18 protein-coding genes are annotated in these 22431 nt (G+C 45.3%); 9 read left to right on the forward strand and 9 right to left on the reverse strand.

Annotation, left to right across the window (positions count from 1 at the left end; genetic code table 11):
• Window positions 1-4 precede the first annotated feature (4 nt).
• The 5 genes from QUA90_RS13935 to QUA90_RS13955 all read right to left on the reverse strand — a co-directional run bounded on the left by QUA90_RS13935 (window position 5) and on the right by QUA90_RS13955 (window position 9187).
• Window positions 5-313 carry a DUF1830 domain-containing protein gene (locus QUA90_RS13935; protein WP_333323441.1) on the reverse strand — a complete coding sequence of 103 codons (309 nt, stop codon included), beginning with the start codon at window positions 311-313 and terminating at the stop codon, window positions 5-7.
• A gap of 1066 nt (window positions 314-1379) precedes the next feature.
• A complete protein-coding gene (locus tag QUA90_RS13940; protein ID WP_333446060.1) occupies window positions 1380-1766 on the reverse strand; it encodes a response regulator in 387 nt (128 codons plus the stop codon).
• 275 nt (window positions 1767-2041) lie between these two features.
• Complete coding sequence (locus QUA90_RS13945) at window positions 2042-5512, reverse strand: PAS domain S-box protein (RefSeq protein WP_333446062.1); 3471 nt, start codon at window positions 5510-5512, stop codon at window positions 2042-2044.
• A 263-nt stretch (window positions 5513-5775) separates the two neighbouring features.
• Window positions 5776-7698 carry a response regulator gene (locus tag QUA90_RS13950; protein ID WP_333323447.1) on the reverse strand — a complete coding sequence of 641 codons (1923 nt, stop codon included), beginning with the start codon at window positions 7696-7698 and terminating at the stop codon, window positions 5776-5778.
• Window positions 7699-7900: 202 nt separating this feature from the next.
• Window positions 7901-9187 carry a chemotaxis protein gene (locus QUA90_RS13955; RefSeq protein WP_333389208.1) on the reverse strand — a complete coding sequence of 429 codons (1287 nt, stop codon included), beginning with the start codon at window positions 9185-9187 and terminating at the stop codon, window positions 7901-7903.
• A gap of 249 nt (window positions 9188-9436) precedes the next feature.
• On the opposite strand from QUA90_RS13955, the gene QUA90_RS13960 reads away from it, so the two are divergent.
• Together QUA90_RS13960 and QUA90_RS13965 are read left to right on the forward strand one after the other, a co-directional pair.
• Window positions 9437-11986, forward strand: a complete 2550-nt coding sequence (locus QUA90_RS13960; RefSeq protein ID WP_333446064.1) for an ATP-binding protein — start codon at window positions 9437-9439, stop codon at window positions 11984-11986.
• Between the two features lie 146 nt (window positions 11987-12132).
• Complete coding sequence (locus QUA90_RS13965; protein WP_333446066.1) at window positions 12133-12828, forward strand: N-acetylmannosamine-6-phosphate 2-epimerase; 696 nt, start codon at window positions 12133-12135, stop codon at window positions 12826-12828.
• 280 nt (window positions 12829-13108) lie between these two features.
• Here QUA90_RS13965 and QUA90_RS13970 read toward each other — a convergent pair whose 3' ends face one another.
• A complete protein-coding gene (locus QUA90_RS13970) occupies window positions 13109-13468 on the reverse strand; it encodes a phage holin family protein (protein WP_333052282.1) in 360 nt (119 codons plus the stop codon).
• Window positions 13469-13692: 224 nt separating this feature from the next.
• Between QUA90_RS13970 and mrdA the strand changes: the two genes are divergently transcribed.
• Window positions 13693-15507: a penicillin-binding protein 2 gene (mrdA, locus tag QUA90_RS13975; RefSeq protein ID WP_333446068.1), complete on the forward strand. Its 1815-nt coding sequence runs from the start codon at window positions 13693-13695 to the stop codon at window positions 15505-15507.
• 96 nt (window positions 15508-15603) lie between these two features.
• Here mrdA and QUA90_RS13980 read toward each other — a convergent pair whose 3' ends face one another.
• Both QUA90_RS13980 and QUA90_RS13985 read right to left on the reverse strand, forming a co-directional pair.
• Window positions 15604-16365: a Uma2 family endonuclease gene (locus QUA90_RS13980; RefSeq protein WP_333389212.1), complete on the reverse strand. Its 762-nt coding sequence runs from the start codon at window positions 16363-16365 to the stop codon at window positions 15604-15606.
• A 183-nt stretch (window positions 16366-16548) separates the two neighbouring features.
• On the reverse strand, window positions 16549-17580 hold the full coding sequence (locus QUA90_RS13985) for a hypothetical protein (RefSeq protein ID WP_333323459.1): 1032 nt from the start codon (window positions 17578-17580) through the stop codon (window positions 16549-16551).
• A gap of 103 nt (window positions 17581-17683) precedes the next feature.
• Here QUA90_RS13985 and QUA90_RS13990 point away from each other — a divergent pair, with 103 nt between their 5' ends.
• Both QUA90_RS13990 and QUA90_RS13995 read left to right on the forward strand, forming a co-directional pair.
• Complete coding sequence (locus QUA90_RS13990) at window positions 17684-18619, forward strand: metallophosphoesterase (RefSeq protein WP_333446070.1); 936 nt, start codon at window positions 17684-17686, stop codon at window positions 18617-18619.
• Between the two features lie 27 nt (window positions 18620-18646).
• Window positions 18647-19129, forward strand: coding sequence for a PD-(D/E)XK nuclease superfamily protein (locus tag QUA90_RS13995; protein WP_333446072.1), 483 nt, complete (start codon window positions 18647-18649; stop codon window positions 19127-19129).
• An 88-nt stretch (window positions 19130-19217) separates the two neighbouring features.
• Here the strand turns inward: QUA90_RS13995 and QUA90_RS14000 are convergent, their stop codons facing one another.
• The gene (locus QUA90_RS14000; RefSeq protein WP_333446074.1) at window positions 19218-20093 is read right to left on the reverse strand and encodes a DNA adenine methylase; all 876 of its coding nucleotides are present in this window, start codon (window positions 20091-20093) and stop codon (window positions 19218-19220) included.
• A gap of 274 nt (window positions 20094-20367) precedes the next feature.
• Between QUA90_RS14000 and QUA90_RS14005 the strand changes: the two genes are divergently transcribed.
• The 4 genes from QUA90_RS14005 (at window position 20368) to QUA90_RS14020 (ending at window position 22160) form a co-directional block, all read left to right on the forward strand.
• Complete coding sequence (locus tag QUA90_RS14005) at window positions 20368-20571, forward strand: DUF751 family protein (RefSeq protein ID WP_333083642.1); 204 nt, start codon at window positions 20368-20370, stop codon at window positions 20569-20571.
• 89 nt (window positions 20572-20660) lie between these two features.
• On the forward strand, window positions 20661-20831 hold the full coding sequence (locus tag QUA90_RS14010; protein WP_333446076.1) for a hypothetical protein: 171 nt from the start codon (window positions 20661-20663) through the stop codon (window positions 20829-20831).
• An 83-nt stretch (window positions 20832-20914) separates the two neighbouring features.
• A complete protein-coding gene (locus QUA90_RS14015) occupies window positions 20915-21307 on the forward strand; it encodes a PadR family transcriptional regulator (protein ID WP_333083597.1) in 393 nt (130 codons plus the stop codon).
• 319 nt (window positions 21308-21626) lie between these two features.
• The gene (locus tag QUA90_RS14020) at window positions 21627-22160 is read left to right on the forward strand and encodes a cofactor assembly of complex C subunit B (RefSeq protein ID WP_333083596.1); all 534 of its coding nucleotides are present in this window, start codon (window positions 21627-21629) and stop codon (window positions 22158-22160) included.
• Window positions 22161-22431 lie beyond the last annotated feature (271 nt).

A 22431-nucleotide genomic window follows, 5' to 3' on the forward strand; every position in this document is an offset into this window, starting at 1 on the left:
AATTTTAACCGGCTAATACCACCAATTGTTTTTCGGTCATCACCAGCTCAAACTCGGAACTTACCTCTTCTATAACCCGCAGCACGTAGCAGGGAATCTTGTCCGATAAAATAGCACTTGCCACCGTACCAGTGTGAATTTCTAAGACTGCTTCTGCAGCAGCTTCAAACATCAGTCGCTGTCCCGGAAACATCACTCTTTCAAAGTACCAATTAGGAATGTTACCAATCCGAAGCACCTGCACTAGGTTGGTAACATTTGCGTAATAGCACAGAATCTGGTTGTTACCTTTATAAGATAGCTGATCAGACATTTACAAAATCTCCACACTCTTTCAAAAACTTACTGAGACTTGGCTTTGCCTGTTAGTGGCAATTGCGAGTTGGGCTCTTGATCAAACGACCGACTTATTTTTGGGGTGTTATTCGAGAGCACGAATCACATCTTCAGTTATTAATTTTTGTAGCATTGAGTTATCCTGCCCACACTTAGAGGTCGGGAACAGAAACTCCATTTTTCCCGGTGAAAAATCCGGTTTGTTTGGTATGCAGGGCCTATATCCTGACTTATTAAGGTTGTTGTTCTGTTGCACCCGTTAATCGAAAATACCGTCACTTTCCCGAACTCTCCTGACAAGAGATTCACTCTTTAGCAGCGGAATGGTGCTGAGAGTGCGATCGACCTTCTGATCCAGAGCTTGGGGTAAACTTTATCTAGAAAATATGAGGAAATTATGAAGACCATCATTTTTTTTGATAAATATACTTTTGCCGAAGCAGAGATTACAAGAGTTAGGCAAAAACCTGGTTTTTGAGCCAAAAACTTGGCTGCATCTGTGATCCTGGGTTAAAAAACCAGGTTTCTGAGGGAAATCTGCATAAATCTTGGATTAGCAGGTTGAAACGGAGTTTTTTAGCAAAAAACTTGGCTGCATCTGTGATTCCGGGTTAAGAAAAACCGTTCTTGAGGCAAGTGTTTGTAACTTCTGGAGGAGTTATTCTGCCTGTAAATACGGTGATCGCCGATCGGCTTTGCGGGTAACAAAAAACCCCGACTCCCTGGGATCATCTCTAGAACTTCTAGGGAATCAGAGTTTAAATTAACCAATCACCGATCGATCTCAAAGCTAAATCAAAAAAATGAGGAAATTATGAACATAGCCGGAAAAACTAGGAATTTCCTGGACGCATAAACGGGGTTTCATAACCTAATTACGTAACTTTCGCAACAATCAAGAGAACGAGAAAGCGGATTTTCGATCGTCATCCGGCTTTAATGCCCCCTTGATTCTTCCGTCGGGCTGGGCCGACTTTGTTTGTCTAGTAGCGGTTTCAAATGCCGAGTTTGATATGGTATCTGCGATCGCCTTTTACCCCAGTTTACAGCAACGGTTCCCAACCCAGAATTTTCGCCACTTGCTGTGCCAAACTCAAAGGATCGAAAGGCTTGGCAATCACCCCCGCTACCCCCAAATCAGCAAATTCGCTCAAATCCATCGCCTGCACCTTAGCCGTCAGGAAAATCACCGGAATCCCCCGAGTAGCCACATTGTTTTGCAGCAAACCAAACAGAGTAAGTCCGTCCATATCCGGCATCATCACATCTAGCAGAATAGCGTCAGGAAGTTGATTTTCAGCTAACAGCAATCCTTGGCTGCCGTCGGGCGCGCTTAGTACAATCCAGCCGCCTAAATGTTCCAGACAGGCCTGAATCACGCTGCAGAGGTTTTTTTCATCATCGATGACCAGAATGCGCTTTGCTGACATAATTAAAACTCAAATTTTAAATTAATTATGGTAAACTGAAAAAAACTTAAGCACCCTGCCTCATCAACTCGGCTTCTTCACAGATAGAGCAGAAGAAAGAAGCAATAAAATTAAGAGTTTCAGCAGTTAAGAACGTTCTAATCAAGCGGTTGGTATGTTGCCACTCACCTAGTGAAACCCTGAACATAAAAATCGACATATCAGCCTCCCAAAATCATCCTAACCGCGTGCGTTTCCAGAAACTTTAGCTTTCGCGAGTTCCGATCAAAGCAATCTCAAACCTCCAAACTTTTTCCCCCCTCGCCTTCCAACGGTGCAGGCACTGTGAAATAGAAACTGCTTCCTTCTGAGACAACACTTTCGGCCCAAATTCTGCCGCCGTGCTGCTGTACGATACTGCGACAGATAGCCAAACCCAAACCCGTACCTCCTTTTTGGCGGGAGTCAGAAGCATCGACTTGTTGAAACCGTCCAAAGATAGTTTCTAGTTTATCTGCTGGAATCCCCCGCCCTCGATCTTTGACTTCAAATAAAACCCGTGAAGCGTAGCTATCCCGTAGGGAATCGCCTAAATCTTCAACCCTGACAGTTACTGTACTCCCTGGAGCGGAGAATTTAATCGCATTGCTCAACAAATTTACCAGCAGTTGAACGATTCTGTCCGGGTCAGCCCAAATTTTTGCTGCATCGGGCAAAATCGACAAATCAATGTTATTTTCAGCAGCCAAAGAAAGTACAGCTTCTGCGGACTTCCGCATCAAAACCTGGGCATCGCACCACTGCTTGACGAGGATAACTTGACTCGAATCGAGCCGTTCTAAGTCGAGAATATCGTTTACCAAACGCACTAACCGTTCGGTATCGCTCGAAGCGATTTCTAACATCTGTTTGGCAGTTTCCGGTTTACTTTTCAGTACCCCCGCCGCCAGCAAACCTAAAGAACCGCGAATGGAGGCAAGTGGCGTTCGCAGTTCGTGGCTGACAATCGAAATAAACTCATTTTTCATTTTTTCAATGGCCCGACTTTCTGTGATATCTGTGACTGTGCCGACGTGACCAATTAGTTGAGATCTGTCGGAAAAAATCGGAGCTGTTGTAAGCCGACAAAACCGAATGGTTCCGTCTCGCTGGATGTGGCGGAATTCGCAGGAAAATTCCCCATCTAGCGATTGCGATTCTGACCACTTAGACAGAATTAGTTTGAGGTCTTTGCGGTGAACAAAGCGCATCCAGCCGTTTCCTAAAGCTGCTGCCGGTGTGAAGCCACCAATTGCTTGACAGCGAGGATTTGTATAGGTACATTTCCCCTCAGTATCGATTTTGAAAATGCCCACGGGGGAACTCTCGCTCAGAGAGCGAAATAAAGCTTCGCTTTCCCGGAGTTCTTCTTGAGAGCTTTCTAGTTCTCTGGTTCGCTGCAAAACTCGCATTTCTAACCGTTCGTTGAGCTGTTGGAGGGCTGCTTCAGCAAGTTTGCGATCGCTAATATCGCGGTACACTGATACCCAGTGGGTAAACTCACCATTTTTGTCCGCTATGGGGACAATGCTCATTTCTACCCAAAATTCCGTCCCGTCTTTGCGGTAATTGATCGAGTCAACCCGCACCGACTGCCAGGTTTCCAAAGCTGTCCGAATTCGATCGATACTGGCGCGGTCTGTTTTTTGTCCTTGCAAGATGCGTGGCGTTTTGCCCACAACTTCTTCTAGCGTATAGCCGGTCATCCGCGTGAAAGCTGGGTTGACATAAATAATTCGCGGGCCCGGTTCCTCAATCGGTTCAGCTTCGGTAATTAACACGGCGTCGTTAGTGGTGGTGACTGCTGATTCCAACAGGCGCAACTGTAATTCTCTAGCTTTGCGATCGGTAATTTCTGTAACTGTCCCCACCATCCGCACTGCATCGCCTGCTTCGTTGTAAAAAAACTTACCTTTCCCCTCAATCCAGTGAATGCTGCCGTCGGGCCAAACCACGCGGTATTCGTGATAGTAATCTGATCGCTGGGCGAGCACCTGATTTATAGCATTCTCCACACCTTTTAAATCTTCTGGGTGAACGCAAGCTACAAACATTTGATAAGTTCCGGCAAAAGTCCCCGGGGCCACCCCAAATAACTCTTCGTGTTCCCTCGACCAAACAATGCGATTTTTCTGCAAGTCCCAGTCCCAAAATCCGATTTTGGTAGCGGACAAAGCTAAGCTGAGCTGCTGATTGGTTTTCCGCAACTCCATGCTAGTAATCGCCACTCGAAGTTCTCGGGCTATTTCGATTTCGCATAGCTGCCAAGGCAAAGATTTTGACCTCACAGTTTCTTGCCACAACTCAAAGGAATTGCGAGGAGAAATCCCTCGGCTGTCATCCGGTTTAAATTCTATTTGCCCGTCGGGTTTACCAGCCCAGTTGACAGTTTGAATTGCTTCGGAACGGAACCACAAAATGTAATAATTGTGCATTTCGGACAGGGCGAGTACCAGCAAACCGCTAGCAACTTCTTTGTATTTCTCGGAGGGTGGATAGAGTTTCGAGAGAGAATCTGTATGGTAAACATCATTATTTATTTGAGTTTTGAGCCAAGCAATTAAGTCTTTACTTTCTACCAAGTCCGGCGTTTGGCCGATGGTTGTTAAATCTTCATTGGCACACACAACTCCACCGGTAGCGCCCACTAATGCTAGCAATTCATCTTGGGATTTCAGTAAACCTTCGACAAAGCTGTGTGATTGAGAGATATTGGCGACAAGTTTATGGCAAATCTCTTTTAAATAAACTGCATATTCCCGGTCTTCGCTATCTTGTTTGTAGGTAATTTCTAGATTCACAAACTTGGCGAGCAGTTCGCAAGCAGTTCTTGTTTTGTAGTTGACATACTTTCCTGTTGGGTGGTGACAGGCGATCAATCCCCAAAGTTTTCGATCTTTGATTAATGTCAATGTCATGCTAGCGCCAACGTTCATATTTTTGAGATATTGAGCATGGCAAGGCGCAACTGTTCTCAACAAAGAGCAGCCCAGATCGAGGGGGCGATCGGTTAGAGGATTGCAGTGAGGAATTAGTTCTACAGGCTGACAGTTAATATCGGGAATAAACCGAATTAAATTCATGCTGAACAGGTTTCTGGCCTGGGGGGGAATATCGCCAGCCGGATAGTGCAGTCCCAATAAAGGAGCCAAACTTTCTACTTTGTCTTCGGCGACAACTTCCCCCGCACCAGTGGCATCAAATTTATAGACGATCGCTCGATCGAAACCGATCATCCTCCGCACTTCTTCAACTGCTGTCTGACACAGCACTTGCAGGTTTTGTGTTCTGTGGATTTTGTCGATCGGCTCTTGGACTAAATTATAACAATTGAAACAATCGCTCGTTTTTGGGGAAACAACCGACTCTAGTTCAACAATTAATGCTGAATTTGATTGATGTAGCGTCCCCTCAAAAAAAGACTTGCGGTCTTGACTTGTGAATGATAATCTGATACCGTTATGTTGTTGGTTGTTTTCAAATAAAGCTTTTTCAATAGCCTCAATTTCCTCAGTCTCGACAAATTCCTCTAAAAATTGCTCCAAAAGTTGTTCGGGGTAAAGCCCCATCGCCTCAAAAGTATTGTTGCTAACTTGCAAAATTTTCAACGCCGGAGATTCCAGCACCAAAAGGATGCCGTGAGGTTGAATCGAACCGGGGGCGTAAATTAGTTCGCAGTCGCTGTTATTTAGAGTGTTTGTGTCTGAGGGCAATGCCATTGCTTTCATCTGATTAATACTTCTCTAAATTAGCCTGTGTTCTTGATCAGCGGGCAAGCATCAATTAACAGCACCGCGTCGGAATCACACAATCTAATAATCCCAAGTCTTGGCTAAGGTTTCCTGATTTGTTTCGGCCACGCACTGCATATTTGCTTCTAGTTATCCCATTTTAAAAAAAAGAATACAACTGTAGGTACGTGCTCGAAACCCTTATCTCATCAGTCATTCCCTGTTCTTCAATTCTTAAATTCTTTAAATCTAAAATGGGATTAGCGCTGTGCCTGAGCCAGTCTGTTTCTGAGTTGAGTCCGCTCCAAACGATTCAGGAGGCGAGCAATTAATTCCGGTTTCACGATCGGCTTGTTCACGTAGTCGTCAGCACCTGCGACAAACATTTGGCGCACTATTTCCGATTCGGAATGAGCTGTCAAAAATAGCACGGGGAGCTTGCTCCAGCGCAAATCGTTGCGAACTGCCAAACACAGCTCGATACCGCTGTAACCGGGCATCTCCACATCTAAAATTAGCAAATCCGGACAAGTTGTTTCGAGTACCTCCCAGAACTTTTCGGGATCGTCCAATGTTGTTACTTGAAATCCCCAAGGTTGTAGAATAACTTGCAGTGCAGCCAATAGATGCACGTCATCGTCTACCACCATAACTTTAGCTTCAGCAGGGCCAGTCTGGTCGATTAATTGGGCGACTGCTTTGAGTATATCTGCTGGGGGTATAGATTTGTGTAAAAAGCCCGAAGCTCCCAAACGAGCAACTTCTATTCGATCGCTCAATTGATTGTACTCGCTAAAAACCATCACCGGAATTTCGGGCTTTTCACTGCGGAGTTCGGCTAAGAGAGAAAGTCCGTTTTCCTGAGATCTGGAAAATGTCAAATCCAGCAAAATCGCGTCGGGAGGCTGTTGAGAAATCGCATTTCTTGCCGCTTGCGGAGAGTTGGCGACTTCTATCTGGAAGCCGGAACCGGATGCTACTGTTTTCAGTCGATCGCTCCCAAAAGTATCATCATCAACAATCAGCATTCGGCGCTTTTGGGAAACCGCAGGAACCAAATCGCCTTCGGGTTCGGGCGACGGGCGATCGAATATCTGTTTTAGCTGATGCAGAAATCCCTCAATCTGCTGAGCAGTCCCCGGTTTCCAGATGTTTTCACCCTTAAACAAATGTTCGATCTGGCGCGCCACTTCCGAACCTTTCGGCAGCCCTAACGTTCCCAAAGAACCGACTAATTTGTGAGCTTGAGCCTGGGCTTCCTCGCGCAGTTCGCCCTCCAAGCTTCCCTTTTTCAGTTGAGCGATCGCGCGATCGAATATCGCCACCTTTTCTATAAAATTAGCTTTTAAATTTTCCCGCATTTGGGCAATCGCATTCAAGACTTTGAGACGGCGCTCGTCTTTGTTTAATTCCTGGCTAGACCCGCTGGATGCAGTAGATAAAGTCTCTTGAGTTTTAGCAGTTTCTGCCGTTTCCTGCCCAACTTGTTGGCTCTCAATCTCCTCCGGCAGACTTTTGAGCCGATAGCCCAATCCGTACACGGTTTCCACTAAATCTACAGTCATCCCGGCTGCTTTCAGCTTCTGCCGCAGCCCCTTGATGTGAGCGGTAACGGCTTCTTCTTGAGGAAATTCGCCGGCCGACCAAATGCGATCGAGGATAGCGCTGCGACTGAAAATGCGCCGAGGATTTCTCAGGAAAAGTTCGAGCAAATTGTACTCTTTGGGAGTCAAGTGCAGCACTTTTTCGGCATAAGTTACTTCCGTAGTGTCTGGGTTGACTTGCAGTTTTTCCCAGGTCAAATTTGTACTTGACAAAGTTGCCTTACCCCGGCGCAGCAAAGCCCGAATTCGAGCGATTAATTCTTCGAGATTAAAGGGTTTGACCACATAATCGTCTGCACCCGCCTCTAAACCTTGGACTCGATCGTTGCTGCTATCTAGCGCTGTCAGCAGTAAAATCGGCATTTGGCAGCCGGACGATCGCAATTTTCGACACAAACTAATGCCGTCGAGTTTAGGAATCAGCACATCCAAAACAATCAGGTCGTAATCGTATGCCTGCACCAAATGCAACGCTGTTTCACCGTCTGCTGCCGCATTCACATTGTAATTGTGAGAGTTCAGCGCTTGAGTCAGCAAACTGACTGTAACTGTGTCATCTTCTACCAGCAGGATTTTCATAAACGTCACCTGTCCTTCCAACTATTCTTGGAACTTTTTATCGGTTTTTGGGGCTAATTAAATAGCCTTTTTACAACTGAATTCAAAAAATCCCCACCTTCAGTATAACAAATACCATTCTTGAAATAGAATAATTGTCAATTATTATTTTGATTTTATTTGTTTTCCTCTCGAAATGTTTCATTAGATTGGGGCTGATATTTTATGGTTTTTTGTACTTCAGCGCCTGCTGAATCTTTTGAATCAAATATTGCGAGGAATCTTGATTGTTAACTAAGTCTTCCAACTCGGAGACCGCGACTTCGGTGTGTTCTATATCTCGAACTAAAGAATCAGCGGTAACACTTTTTATGACTCCCAAAGGTTCTTGGATAGCGGTCAACGAATTGAAATTCTTTTCCGCTATTAATTCTTCCAACTCTAATAGTGCCATTTCGGCGCGATCGATCTTGATAGTCACGGATTTAGCCACATTAGCACCCGCTCTTGCTGCCTCCGTGAGTTCGTGAACTCGAAGTTTAAATCGGCTAGCAATTTGCTCCATTTGAGTCCCCAATTCAAAAGTTTTACTTGCCAGTCTGCCAATTTCTAGACTCACTTTGCTCAGACCACTAGGCTGACTTCCCATTTGATTGGTAACTACAGCCACCTGTACTGCTAAATGCCTGACTTGTTCGATCGCCTCCCGGATGGTTCGGGAAGTGCGGTTAACCGTTTCTAAATCATTAGCTATTGCTTTGCCCACGCCCAAAATTTTATCTGTATTGTTGCAAATAGAATTAGCACCTTGAAAAGTAGCTTGAAATGCTTGGCGACCTTCCGAAGAAATCAGTTTCGCAATCCTTACAAATCGCTGATTCATTTGAGCGATTTCTTCAGCTTGTTTGACCAGTGCCACTTGCTGGGAACTAGGATTGGCATGGGAATTTTCTGTTTGACGTTGGTGGATTTTTAAAAGTTCATTACATTCGTGAAGCTTAGCCTGTTCTTGTTGAATTAGCGCCAAATACTTGTGTCTTTCCACTCGGTATTTTTGAATAGCTTTGTTGGCTTGTGCTAAAAGTTTTGACTGGGCAATTACCAGAGTATGAATGTTCAAAAGGCGGTGGCTATGGTCTTCCATTACCACAATAATCGGTTCATAAATTAAGTCTTTGTGCCTGTGGAAAGACGCTTGGACGGCATCGTCAATTTTCCAGTTTTCCGAAAGCAGCAAAGGCGGAATTCTAATAAAATCTAACAAGGCTCGAATCGGGTGTGACCCGTAAAGTTCTGCGCGATCGGGAAAACTCATTTGCTCTCGAAATTTGACGCGAGAAATCATGCCCAATACCTGTGATTCATGAGTAATAATGACTCCCGGCAGGTCTGGTTCTTGCTCAAATCTTTCAGCCACTACCTGTCCTAGAGTTGCAGCGCTCACTTGGAAGTCGTGACACGGCAGATGTCCGATCGTGAAATCGGGGGTGAGTTGAGTTGGATTGCTCATTTACCCGGATAGTGTTAAGTACAAGTTAACAAATTATATATTAATATTATACTGGAATAAGATTGTTTCAAGTAATAACAATGATAGGGAGAAATAAGCTCTCTGGCTCCGGGGCCTTCTATTACCTACTTTCTGACTACTGTCATCTCAAGTCTGTTGGATCGGCCGCACCTGTTGTGCCACGGGTTCCGTCCTCACAACAAGGGCATTCATATTTTGTTCTTTAAAACAACCGGGAAAATATCTAGATTGAAACCAAAAACCTTACATCGGACTTTGCCCCTAGCAACCTTTGAGGCTGCTTACCACTTGTTACAGCAAATGGCTGAACTCCCAGGGGCGATTTGGCTGACCGACGATGCGATGATCGCTGATTCTCACAATCTGGAAAATTCGTCGGAAAGGTTTGCAGCAGTGGTATCAGAGCATTTTAGCGCACTGCTGCGGGGCAATCTATTAGATGAGTTCGCAACAAACGGACACAAGCACAGCGAAAAAAATTTCCATTCGCAATTGAATGTGCAGTTGACTTTCGACCCCGGGGCGATCGCCGATTTCCTGTCTCCCCTCGCAGACAAACTCGCAGAAATAACGCCCGCACCTTCGTGGCAAATTGACATTCGCGCCCTCAAACAAGCAATTAAAAATATACAGATTAACTCGGCCGTTCTTCAAAGCGAATTCACCCTAAATTTGCTGGATATTCTCGCTGCCAATGCCAGCCCAAATAATCGCCCGCCCCTACACAGCCAAACAGAAATAGAGGGAAAATCCGCGCCCAAAGTTATAGATCCAGAAACGCTACAAAGCCAGATTGCTGAAGCCGTCAATCAATTACAAATTGCCAGTCCCTGTATTTCATTTTGTCAGCCAGTAGAAGATGCTTTGCAGCAGCAGCTCGAACAAGAGCGACTTTTGAATCAGGTCACAACTCAAATCCGCCAGAGTTTGGAATTGCCTGTAATTTTGTCAAAAGCAGTCGAGCAAGTGCGAGAGTTTTTGGAGGTCGATCGCCTGTTAATTTATCAATTTGAAAAAGTGCCAGCACCGCACAAGATCCAGTTAGCGAAAGAAAGACCTACGGCGGTTTCTGGGTCTGGCGAAATCCCAGAAAATTCCGGGTCTTACTTGTATTTAGGTCGCGTTACCTACGAAGCTTTAGCCAATGACGCTATCTCGTCTGTACTGAATTTTAGTGATGGCGCGCAATGTTTTACCAATGGAGTCATTGACCGAGAGAAATATCGCAAAGGTTTGGCTTTGTGCGTCGCGGATGTGGAAACAACTTACTCTTCGCAGCCTTGTTTTTTAGAGTTGATGCGGCGGGCCAAGGTGCGGGCAAAGTTGCTAGTGCCGATCGTAGTTCAAGATGACTTGTGGGGGCTGCTAATTGCCCACCAGTGTACTTTTCGGGAGTGGGAAGAAAGCAAAAAAACTTTTTTGCGACAAATAGCAGAACATTTGGCGATCGCCATTTACCAAGCCGAACTTTATGCACAAGTTCAGCAGCAAAAGCGCACCTCAGAACAGCGCGTAATAGAGCGCACGCGAGAACTGCGCGATGCACTGGTCGCCGCCCAGTCGGCCAGCCTCGCCAAGAGCGAATTTTTGGCAGCTATGAGTCACGAATTGCGGACTCCCCTCACCTGCGTCATCGGCATTTCCGACACGCTGTTGCGGTGGTCTTACGGCAAAGTTGGCAGCAAAGAAGTGCCGATACAAAAGCAGCGGCAGTACCTGCAAACTATCCGAGACAGCGGCGACCACTTATTAGAATTAATTAACGATATTTTAGATTTATCGCAAGTAGAAGCGGGAAAAGCAATATTAAAAATTAGTGAATTTTCACTTTCTAAATTAGCTTCTCAGAGCCTGCACGCCCTCAAAGAAAAAGCTGCGGCTAAAGGCGTGGAACTGCTGCAAGAACAGCGAATAAAACAAGAGTGCGATCGTTTCATCGCTGACCCGCGCCGCTTGAGACAAATTCTCTTCAATCTTTTAGGAAATGCGATTAAATTTACTCCCCAAGGCGGGCGAGTAATCCTGCGAGTTTGGGTGACAGAAGATAAAAATCGAACGCCGGAAGTGCGACATTCCGGTATTGCACCTGCTGGCAGCACCGCTGTTTTTCAAATCAAAGATACCGGCATTGGAATTCCCGAAGATCAGCGATCGCTGTTGTTTCAAAAATTCCAGCAGTTGGATTCTCCCTACCGCCGCGAATACGGCGGCACAGGTCTGGGATTGGCTTTAACTAAACAGTTAGTAGAGCTTCACGGCGGTGCGATCGAAGTCAACTCTAAAGTTGATGTCGGCTCTACTTTTACCGTTTTTATACCCATCCAAAGTATAACCAAAGATGAATCCACCAAATTCACATATGAAAAATCTAATTCATCTTTACCGCTGCATTATTCCTCGCGGGGCAGCCTCGTACTCGTGGAAGAAGATGAAGAAACTGCTATGCTGATTTGCGATATCCTGACAGCCGCAGGACTGCAAGTGGTGTGGATGATTGAAGGTTCTGCGGCGGTGGAGCAAATTGAACTTTTGCAGCCGAATGCTGTGATTGTCGATATGCGTTTGCCCGGTATGAATGGCTGCGAAATAATTCACCAACTGCGCCAAAAACCCGCTACTGAAAATATCAAGATTCTAGCTTTAAGCGCTAATGAAATTCCGCCAGAGCGGATATCTTTCGTGACGGCGGGAGCTAACGATTGTTTGACTAAACCGATTCATCCTGAGCAATTGCTTGACAAAATTATTTTTTTAATGGCCGGTACTGGTAATGGGTAATACAATTTTAGATTTTAGATTTTAGATTTTAGATTTTGGAATGACTCATTGGATATGGGTTGGGATCTGGTCTACAGTTACATTCTTTTTTTTGAACTGGTATAATTTGTAATTCCCAATTACCAATTCCCCATCCCCAATTCGCTATGATTAATTGTCAAATTCCTACAGGATTAATTGTTTCTTGTCAAGCACCTGCTGATTCGCCGCTGCACGATCCGATCGTAATTGTGGCAATGGCTCAAGCCGCCATCAATCGAGGTGCATCGGGCGTGCGGATTGACACTCCGGCTCACATTGCAGCGGTGCGAAAACAGATATCCGCTCCCATAATTGGGATTTGGAAGCAGCAATTGCCGGGATGCGAGATTTACATTACTCCTCGGTTTGAAGACGCGCGGGCGATCGCCGATTCTGGAGCCGATATTATCGCCGTTGACGCTACTGAGAGAAACCGTCCTCGCGGCGAAGACTTAAAGACATTAATCGCGCGAATTCACAGCGAATTGGGCAAATTAGTGATGGCGGATGTAGATACAATAGAAGCTGCGATTGCGGCAGCCGAAGCTGGTGCAGATACTGTAGCAACTACTCTTTTTGGCTACACTGCTCAGACGGAAAATTTTTCGCCGCCGGGATTTGATTTGCTTGCGGAAATGGTAGAAAAGCTTAAGGTTCCCGTTATCTGCGAAGGCGGGATATCGGGGCCGGAAATGGCTAAAAAAGCCTTGGATTTAGGAGCGATGGCTGTTGTTGTGGGGACAGATATTACTGGGATTGATCTTAAGGTGACAGCCTATAAGTCGCTGATGGGGAAGGAAGTTCGGCAACGGATTGTTTAACGGATGTAACGGATGTAACGGATTGAAGGAAGTTCGGCAACGGATTGTTTAACGGATGTAACGGATTGAAGGAAGTTCGGCAACGGATTGTTTAACGGATGTAACGGATGTAACGGATTGAAGGAAGTTCGGCAACGGATTGTTTAACGGATGTAACGGATTGAAGGAAGAAGGGAGAAGAAATATTGGGCGATAGAAATGGCTTGTAGGCACAGGAAACGCGCCTGCTAAGGGTGGGAAATATCGGGCGATTTCTATCGCCCTTTATCAGGGGAAGTTACTAAATCAGTGCGCCGTTGATAAAGCTGCTAACTACAGCCAAGGCGATCGCCCCCAGTACCGCGCTCCAAAGGCCCATCCGCAAACTAAATCCTTCCACTAACTTCGCAGCCGAGGCAAAAACAATCACGTTCATGACAAAAGCAAACGCGCCGGAAAGCAATCCCAGCGTCAGTAGGTTCGGCACGAAAAAAACTGCTTTCAGAATTGGCAAAATTAAAACATTCAACATTCCCAAAACCGCAGCGGAAATTACTGCTTTCGGTGTGCTATCAATTTCTACGCCGATCGGCAGTTGAGAAATTAGCAGCAAGCTGCTACCCGTCACGAGCCAAGCAATCAAAAAATCGATCGGTTCCACAGCGCCCCTACCTCCTTAACAGTTGAATTGTCAAAAAAACTTGATATTTAACATACATCTTATATATCTTACTTAAACAATCCGGCTGATTCGTCTGCCAATCGACAGAATTTATGTCTGTTACTAAAGAGTTAGGAGTTATAATCCCTGTAATCATCTGCCCAATCATCCGGATGGGAACCGTATCAACCTGTTAGTTGAATAAAAAGAGCAGATTAATTAATATGGCTGGCGATTTTTCTTTTAACTCTAAAGTCCGATTCGACAAAAATGGCTTGGACAATGCTTCACGGCAACGCAGCCGATCGCTCCAAGTTATGATTTTTATGCTGCTCGTCACTTCCTTGATGGCGCTACCAATATTTCGTCTAGCCGAATTGCAACTGGTACAGGGAGCCTACAACCGACAGCGGGCGGAAAATAACCGCATTCGCCCTGTTTCAGTCCCAGCGACTCGCGGTCAAATTTTAGACCGCAACGGCAAAATTTTTGCGGCCAGCCGCGTATCTCGATCGGTCTATGTGTGGCCAAAAGAGCGATCGGCCAAGGAGTGGCAAGAGATCGCCGCTACACTGGGCCCGATCGTCAAACTTCCCGCGGCCGAAATTATCAAAAAAATCGATGTAGCTGGCTACAGATCAGCCCTGCCAGTGCGAATTAGTAAAGATATCGATGTCGGTACTTTCGTCGCTTTGGGAGAACAAGCTAATACTTTGCGGGGAGTTGAAATTCGCGTAGAATCGAGCCGAGACAATCCCCACCAGCAATTAGCAGCTCACCTTTTGGGATACGTCGGCGAAGCTAGTTTAGAGCAATTAAAAGCTAATCCTGCATATCCGATGGGGATGCTCGTCGGTCAAATGGGAGTTGAAAAATTAGCCAATTCAACTTTAGAGGGCGTTTGGGGAAACCGTTTAATCGAGGTGAATGCTAAGGGCGAAGAAATCCAAGATTTAGGTGTAAAAGACCCTATTCCCGGCAAACCGGTGCAGCTAACTTTAGATTTAGATATGCAGAAAACTGCGGAAAAAGCTTTGGGCGATCGCCTGGGTGCAGTTGTGGCGATCGACGTAAAAACCGGAGCTCTTTTAACAATGGCTAGTTGGCCGACATTTGACCCCAATATTTTCACCCGCAAGGTGACTCAAACAGAATGGGATCGACTGCAAGGGCCAGAAAAACCGTTTTTAAATCGAGCAGTTCAAGGTTATCCAGTCGGTAGCACTTTTAAAATTGTCACTGCTATAGCCGGGATGGAGTCTGGCAAGTTTTCTCCTGACTCGACTTTAGGAACTTCTTCGTCAATTAACATCGGCGGAATTTCTTTTAACGAACACAGCGGCGGTTACGGCGTTATCGGTTTCCGCGATGCTTTAGCCTACAGCAGCAATACGTTTTTCTATCAAGTAGGTATGGCTGCAGGCCCCGAAGAAATGGCGAAAGCAGCTAAAAAAATGGGTATTGGCGGTACTATTAATTTAGATCTTTTGGGGTTAGAATCCGCCAATCACGGTCAAGTTCCGATACCCGCAGAGAAACAGAAAATGTATGGGGAAGATTGGTACGTTGGCGATACAGTAACGATGTCGATCGGTCAAGGTTTGGTACTTTGTACTCCCCTAGAATTGGCTGTGATGGTGTCAACTGTTGCTAATGGCGGTTATCGAGTTCAGCCGCATTTATTGGCTTCTCAAACCAACACTCCTATTACCCAAAAAGTTCCCACAGGTATTAAGCCTGCAACTTTGAATGTTGTTCGCCAGGGATTGATTGACGTGGTGAAAAAAGGTACCGGCAAACGCATGAATGATGGTACTATTCCTTTAAGTGCTGGTAAGACTGGGACGGTGGAAATGCCCGGTCATCCTGACAATTCTATGTATGTGGGTTTTGCTCCTGCTGACAAACCGGAAGTTGCGATCGCAGTTATAGTTGAAGGCGGCGGATTTGGTTCTGTATCGGCGGCACCAATTGCTCAAGAGGTATTTAGAACCTATTTTCAAAAGCAGGGTTTTAAACCTACTAATAAGCCTCTATAGTCATTAGTTAATTATTAACTGTTGACTGTTGACTGTTCTCATTTTGTCCCATAGTTCGATCGCACTATTCTTGATATCTGGGAAAAGTGCGATCGATCAAAAATTTTCCCCTACCAACCGTCTCACTTCCAAAGTCGATAAATTCATCATTGGCGCCACCTGTTCCAGATTCCTCCCAGAATTTAAGAGTTGAGTTACGAGCGATCGCAAAGCTGACTCCGCTGCCAGTCGTGCTTGTTGCTCCCCCAGTCGTCCCAGGTTCTCTTCCTTGTGAGTCTTCAAAAACTCACCCGTTTCAGGAACTCTAAACCTCAATTCTCCTGAAATTATATGCAATTCCAGTCCCAGCACTTCACTGAACAACCACAGCGTATCGAAAGCGATATTGTTGGCTGCAATCGGCTCGTACTGATTATTTATCAAACGTACTCCCTGTAAAATCGGATTCAGATAATCTCCCGACGGATCGTACTGAAAATATTCCCTAACTCCCAAAGCCCGATAAATTTCCGGTTTAATTTCTTGGTCTTTCGTCTGAGTTGTTTCCGAAGTAATTTCTAGGACAAAATCTGGAGTAATTCCCCCTTCTTCCCAAACTTTATAATTATCCCTTTTGCGGTTGGCTACTCCAAACACCACATAAACATCCGGGACCACAACTGCCTGATTGTTCCCTTCTTCATAATATATGAAAGAATTGGCTGACACATAAACATCAGAACGTTCTTGAAAGTAAAGCTTGACCGCTTCAATGCTGTAAGTAATGTAATCGCGCGTGATGTCGCTTTCAGCCATCGGCTCTCCGTCGCTGCTGGGATATTCAATTTCTAGTTGTTCGACTTGAGTTAAAATTGTCATTTTTCAATTTTCCTCAAACGTTATTAATTGAATGGTAGCATTCTGTCGGAGTTTGGAAAAGTTCGATATTTCTCAAACAAATCAACAGCCATAAGGTATGCAGGCAACACCCTACATAATTAGGTTCTGCGTCCTGGACTGTAAGGCTGGTAAGATGGTGTACAGATACAGACTATTTAAATTCTAATTAATCCCTCTGTCTAAAATAATCATTTCCGAACCAACAACCGGACTTCTAGCTATTAACTTTCCTTCCATGTTGGCAATTTCTAACTTGCTGAAATCGAGTGAGTTAGCCTCCTTCCACATCTTCTTTGCTAGTTGATTTTGCTCAACTTCGCTGAGTTTGTACCAATCTTCAGCGACTTTTACTGTCAAAATGCTGCTGGAAAAATTAGCTTGAACAGACTCAACTAAACCGCCGCCCAGTCGATTCTTAATGTCAGTAACTTGATTTTGAATCGCAGCAATCAGAGACTGTTCGGGCGTCAGCGGTGGCGGTGGGATAAGTTCTACTTGTTGGGGTTTTTCTGGAGCCACTAAATCGGGCAACTTGCTTTTGAATTTAGTAGAGATTGGCTCAGATGGTACGATCGCCTCTGGCGATTTTGGCGTTCCCGATGCCATAAAATCACCAAACGTTGGCGGCGACTGCTGCGCTGCTGGCAAAGGCACTTTTGCTACTTTCTCCGGCGGTTTTGCTGAGAAACTGTTGAAAGTTACACCGACTACAACGATAAGAGTTGCTGCTATGGCGGCGTTTAAAATTGGATCGGACAGCTTCTCGTTGGCAGATGGTGGCAGTAGCGATCGCACTAGCCGTACAATACTTTGCCAAAGTACACCAATGTTCTCTAAAAAACTCCCTTCCCTGCGTTGGGATACAGGCTTTTTATCAACTTTTACAGCAACTTTTGGCGGCACGCTGTTAACTTCCACAGCAACAGCGGGAGGAGTTACTGTTGCTGAGTCAGAAGCGGTGGGCGCGATCGGCTTTTGGGCCTGCAACGGGGGTTCTGCTGCTAATTTTTTGCCTTTTTTTCCCAAATTCCCAATCGAGGCCATCAAAGCTTTGATTGTCTGATTTTTGGGAACAGCGCTGCTGGCATTTTGAGTTTTGCTGCCAGTGGGGGCAGACTTTGCAGCCGAATCAACCTGCGGTGTCGGAGATTGAGAGGGTTCTGGAGTTGACTGGTTTAGTTGTTCTTCTGACATTTTCTCTGCTTTGGGGCGTTGCAAATATATCTAAACGCGATAAATTTTAATTGAGCCATCTCAACCTTAATTTATCATTTAACTTAGTTGTAACTGAATCAAAATGAGCATCAAACGCCGTCACTTTCTAATTTTAGGCAGTCTCAGCAGCTTAGGTTTTGCCGGAGTCTGGAAAATGTTTCAGCTTCGGACTTCCTGGGGTACAGACACCGATGCTGCTGTGGCTTCTAACGTTGAGGCAGAAAGGGCGATCGTCCCTTTGCCGGCCTCACAGCCTATTTTACGCTTTATTTCGGTGGCCGACACCGGTACCGGCGCTGAAGGTCAGTATGCTGTAGCTGAGGCGATGGCGCAATATCACCGGGAAAACCCTTTTAATGTTACTGTTCTCGCCGGCGACAATATCTACAACAACGGCGAAATTGAAAAAATTAATGCTGTTTTCGAGCGGCCTTATCAGCCCTTATTGCAGCAAGGCGTAAAATTTTATGCTTGTCTGGGAAATCACGACATCCGCACTGCTAACGGCGATCCGCAAGTTAAATATGCGGGTTTTAATATGCAAGGTCGCTACTATACTTTTCGGCGCGATCCGGTACAGTTTTTTGCTTTAGATACCAATCACAATGCGGATTGGAAAAATCAGCTTGTTTGGCTGGAAAAAGAGTTGAGTCAGAGCACGGCATCTTGGAAAGTTGTGTTCGGTCACCACCCGATTTATTCCTCTGGCGTCTACGGATCGAATCAACCTTTTATTAAGACTTTGGCGCCTTTGTTTCAAAAGTACGGCGTGCAGCTTTATATCAACGGACACGAGCACAGTTACGAACGCACTCGATCGATTAACGGTACGACTTATTTAATTTGCGGTGCCGGCGGGGGCACTCGTCCGGTGGGGCGTTCTGAGTGGACGGAGTATTCTGCTAGCCGCCTGAGTTTTGCGACGTTTGATGTCTATGAAGACCGGATGTTTGTCAGTTCTATTGGTACTGACAAGCGGGTTTTTGACCGAGGGGTGATTCAAGTGCGATCGGCTTAATTCAGATTATATTCAGGAGCCAACAAAATGAATAGGGGTTGTAGAGCCAATAAAACTGGTTTTGTTTTAGAAACAACTGTAGAAGGTACGTTGAGAGGCCACGGATATCTCGAAATATGTCCCCAGTTGCCGAAAAAGCGCAAGCTAGAGTGGCTCTTAATCTCTACTGAAAATCCCAAGCGATATGCTAAACAGGTTTATATCGGGTCTAGCATTTATGAAACTGAAATAAATGTCGATTTTTACATTGTTAATTCCGGTGGGTTTTCTCGGGGTCTAATTGTTGAGTGCAAGTGGCAAGAAGACAAAGGTTCAGTAGACGAGAAGTATCCTTACCTAAATTTAAATATTAAAAATTGTTATCGGGTTCCTACTATTGTTATAGTGGGTGGTGACGGTATGAGGCAAGGTTCGATCGACTGGTTTAAAAAACAAATTCCTGACAATCCAAATCTGTTGGCAGTTCACAAGCTCGAAGGTTTTATTACCTGGGCTAACAAATATCTATAACAGAACTTGCGGAACTTTGCCGCGTGTGAGGAAACTACGTATTGCTCCTACAAAATATGCTTAATTAGAGAGTTTGCTTAAGTAAGGTTTAAAATAAACCTATTAATAATTCTTTGATTTTTCCGCGCTTAAAACTATTAGAATTAATTCCCCTAGATGCTGAGATTTCAATGAGTTTTGGCAGAGATTTATTTGGGAAAAGTGGAGTATCGCTGTAGATTTTTTCGATAAAATCGCAGTTAGAATTAGACAGCATAACTTTCACGCCCCGTTCTGCAAGTTCTGCAAAAATATCTCTCAGTTTAATCTGTTCCGATTCTTTGAAATTATCCCGGCTGTAAGTCGTGAAGTTACTGGTGGCACTGATGGGATAATAAGGGGGGTCAAAATAAACAAAGTCTTCGCTGCTGGTAGCAAAATCCAAAATTTCATCGAATTTTCTGACTTCAATTTGAGCGGGCGCGAGTAAAGATGAGACCGATCGCAGTAAATCTGCTTGACAAATGTTAGGATTTTTGTATCGACCTATGGGAACATTAAATTCACCTTTTGAGTTTTCTCTGTAGAGGCCGTTGTAACAAGTTTTATTTAGGTAAATCAGGCGTGCTGCTTTTTCTGTATCTGTTTTGTAGGAGCGCGATCGCACCCAGTAATAATAATCTTTATTGTTCTTGGTATGTTCTAACTGATGATCCTCTAAAAGTAGAATCAGCTCCTCAACTTTATCCCTGACACAGCGATAAGCATTAATCAACTCAGGATTAATATCTGTTAAAACAGCTTGCAAACCAGGGTGCTGCTGTGCTAAGTAAAAAAATACAGCTCCGCCACCCAAAAAAGGCTCGTAGTAAGTTGTGAACTTTTCAGGAAAATAAGGTTGATATTGTCCAATCAACCGAGTTTTGCCTCCTGCCCATTTCAGAAAGGGACGTGGCAAGACGAAAGAAGGTGCGGCAGCAGACATTTATCTAGAAATAACGGCCCTATAATATTTATCACAACTAGAACTCAATAGACATACTTCAGAAGTTCTTACCGGAGGTGGCGTGGCATTAAACAGAGAGTGCTGGAGCCATCGGCGAAAAGTTTTCGTTAGAATTATATATGTCAGCCTCGCCGGCAAAAATGCCCGATCGCCCGATCGGCAGATTTAGCTCCGGCTGTGCCAAAATTGTCTAACTCGCTCACAAGTGTTACCACTCAAAGATCGTGCTGTGACACTTTACCCCACCAAGCCCATGCAAGATTTTATTAATAACGTCTCTCGCTACCCGCGCTTTTTCATTACGATATGTCTGGGAATTTTCTTTTTCCTGTTCGAGCGACTCAAACCCCTGCTCGATCGACCGACAAGTGCGATCGCCCTGATTAGTTCGATTGTAGCGACTTTTGTCTTTCTAACTTTTACACTGCGGGCTATGTTAGGCCTGAGTTCGGTTTAAAGCCAAGCTAGAACGCAAACATCAACGGCAAATTCAGTTAAAACACTAACTCCCAAAGTAACTGCCAATTCTTGCAGGCGATCGCACACTTGACAATAGTCGCTGCGATAGATTGGAAGAGGAAGTTAGTAAGCGGCGTTACGTCAGCGCTGCTCAACCAAGGCGCAGGCAAACATTACCGAAGTGCAGGACAAGCCTTTGGGGCCATCAACATTCACTGGGGAAATACTGCACCTCTGTTTCCCCGGTATCCCACTTAATCATTAGGAAGCGGCACACCCCGCCCCGCTTTCCTCTCCCGTTAACCTGACGGTATCACGAGAGTTTCCAGCGGACAAGACAGATGAAGTTTGAACATATCTATCAATTTTTTCAAGACCCCCCTCCTGTTTATCTAAACAAGGAATTAGCTGTGTGTTACATTCTCTCCGTGTTATTGCGCGGAGATTCCTACGGTACAGAACTGATTGGCCAACTAGAGAGGGAATTCCCCATCTACCGACTATCTGATACCGTTCTCTACAGCGCTCTGAAATTCCTCGAAGATGAAGCCGTAATCACCGGTTACTGGAAAAAAGTAGAAGGACGCGGCCGCCCCCGCCGGATGTATCAAATCCTCCCTGAGTGGCGTCACCAAGCTCAAGACCTCGCTCGTCTCTGGCATGAGTACATTGGTCAGGGAAACGGCTCGTCAGAGCGTCGTTCCCGCGCCTTAGAAACTGGTCACACAGGTTAGCCGAGTTGGAATCGGATGCCTAAACCCTGGAGATGCTGGCGCTACTTGCAAAGCGATTTGCCCGATTGCCTTCGCTTTGCTCGATCGCCACACAGCGATTAAAGCAGCGACACTACGTCAGGACTTACGCATTGTCACTTAAGAATTAGGGATGATGGGGAGATATGGGAATTATTGGGTGATGGAGAGCAAAACGCCTTGCATAAGAAGCTTTCTGCGAATTTTGATAAAAAAGTGTCTGCGTAAGTCCTCGATCGCTTTCTTATGTAAAGTTCTGTAAAGTAATAGTAGATAATTTCAATTACACAAACTTCTACCAATGGATACTGCTGTTCTTCCCTCTACCTTTGTGCTGACGCTGCTGTTGGCCGTAGGCTTGTTTTTCTTCATCAAGGCTTCAGTCAAAGATCGCATCGAACAAGTCAAGCTGGCTTCCGAGAGCGCCCAAGAGTCACTGTTAACCGACTTACAACAGTATTTTGCCGATAGAGCTTACCGAGTTGCAGCCGTCGATGCCCCCAACTATAAAGTCACGTTTGAGGGTTTTGTGCGGCCGAGTTGGTTTCTAGCTATTTTTCTAACTCTGCTGAGTGCAGGTGGCACTCTGTGCTTGGGACTGGTTTTGGGAATGCTAGTTCCTCAGCAGGGTCAAATTTTCCTAGCTTTGGTACTGCTGTCCCCGCTGGCGGGGGTATTTTACTGGAAAAAAGCTGGACGCTCTGAGCAAGTCTCCCTCAAACTCGAATCAGTTGCTGAGTCGGGAAGCCCAACCAAGAGCTTTGTTACTGTCAGAGCTCACCGCGATGAACTAGCAGCCATGCAAAAAGCTTTAGATTTGAAACCGATCGATTAAAAGTTTGACGCGGAACGTTTTTTGATATGCTAGATGCCGTAGTTAGACTTCGAGCTGACAAACCCATGACTCAAAAGCGGCTCTCTAGTTGATCAACCCGTGGCTGTTTTTTTGAGCCACTTGTTCGATCGACAAATTTGATCGACAAAACAGTCAAAAAAAAACCATTATCGTGAAAGTGCCAATTGTGGCGATCGCCCTTGGGCTGCGATCACGCCTGTTGCGATGGCTCCTTATACCCTAATTTCTAAGGACTTTTCGCAGAAATTTC

This window comes from Microcoleus sp. D3_18_C4, from assembly GCF_036702355.1.
Lineage (GTDB): Bacteria > Cyanobacteriota > Cyanobacteriia > Cyanobacteriales > Microcoleaceae > Microcoleus.

Excerpts from the sequence above, each read along its gene's own strand:
- QUA90_RS13935 (WP_333323441.1), bottom strand. The coding sequence starts at position 313 with ATGTCTGATCAGCTATCTTATAAAGGTAACAACCAGATTCTGTGCTAT.
- QUA90_RS13940 (WP_333446060.1), bottom strand. The coding sequence starts at position 1,766 with ATGTCAGCAAAGCGCATTCTGGTCATCGATGATGAAAAAAACCTCTGC.
- QUA90_RS13945 (WP_333446062.1), bottom strand. The coding sequence starts at position 5,512 with ATGAAAGCAATGGCATTGCCCTCAGACACAAACACTCTAAATAACAGC.
- QUA90_RS13950 (WP_333323447.1), bottom strand. The coding sequence starts at position 7,698 with ATGAAAATCCTGCTGGTAGAAGATGACACAGTTACAGTCAGTTTGCTG.
- QUA90_RS13955 (WP_333389208.1), bottom strand. The coding sequence starts at position 9,187 with ATGAGCAATCCAACTCAACTCACCCCCGATTTCACGATCGGACATCTG.
- QUA90_RS13965 (WP_333446066.1), top strand. The coding sequence starts at position 12,133 with ATGATTAATTGTCAAATTCCTACAGGATTAATTGTTTCTTGTCAAGCA.
- mrdA (WP_333446068.1), top strand. The coding sequence starts at position 13,693 with ATGGCTGGCGATTTTTCTTTTAACTCTAAAGTCCGATTCGACAAAAAT.
- QUA90_RS13980 (WP_333389212.1), bottom strand. The coding sequence starts at position 16,365 with ATGACAATTTTAACTCAAGTCGAACAACTAGAAATTGAATATCCCAGC.
- QUA90_RS13985 (WP_333323459.1), bottom strand. The coding sequence starts at position 17,580 with ATGTCAGAAGAACAACTAAACCAGTCAACTCCAGAACCCTCTCAATCT.
- QUA90_RS13990 (WP_333446070.1), top strand. The coding sequence starts at position 17,684 with ATGAGCATCAAACGCCGTCACTTTCTAATTTTAGGCAGTCTCAGCAGC.
- QUA90_RS13995 (WP_333446072.1), top strand. The coding sequence starts at position 18,647 with ATGAATAGGGGTTGTAGAGCCAATAAAACTGGTTTTGTTTTAGAAACA.
- QUA90_RS14000 (WP_333446074.1), bottom strand. The coding sequence starts at position 20,093 with ATGTCTGCTGCCGCACCTTCTTTCGTCTTGCCACGTCCCTTTCTGAAA.
- QUA90_RS14005 (WP_333083642.1), top strand. The coding sequence starts at position 20,368 with ATGCAAGATTTTATTAATAACGTCTCTCGCTACCCGCGCTTTTTCATT.
- QUA90_RS14015 (WP_333083597.1), top strand. The coding sequence starts at position 20,915 with ATGAAGTTTGAACATATCTATCAATTTTTTCAAGACCCCCCTCCTGTT.
- QUA90_RS14020 (WP_333083596.1), top strand. The coding sequence starts at position 21,627 with ATGGATACTGCTGTTCTTCCCTCTACCTTTGTGCTGACGCTGCTGTTG.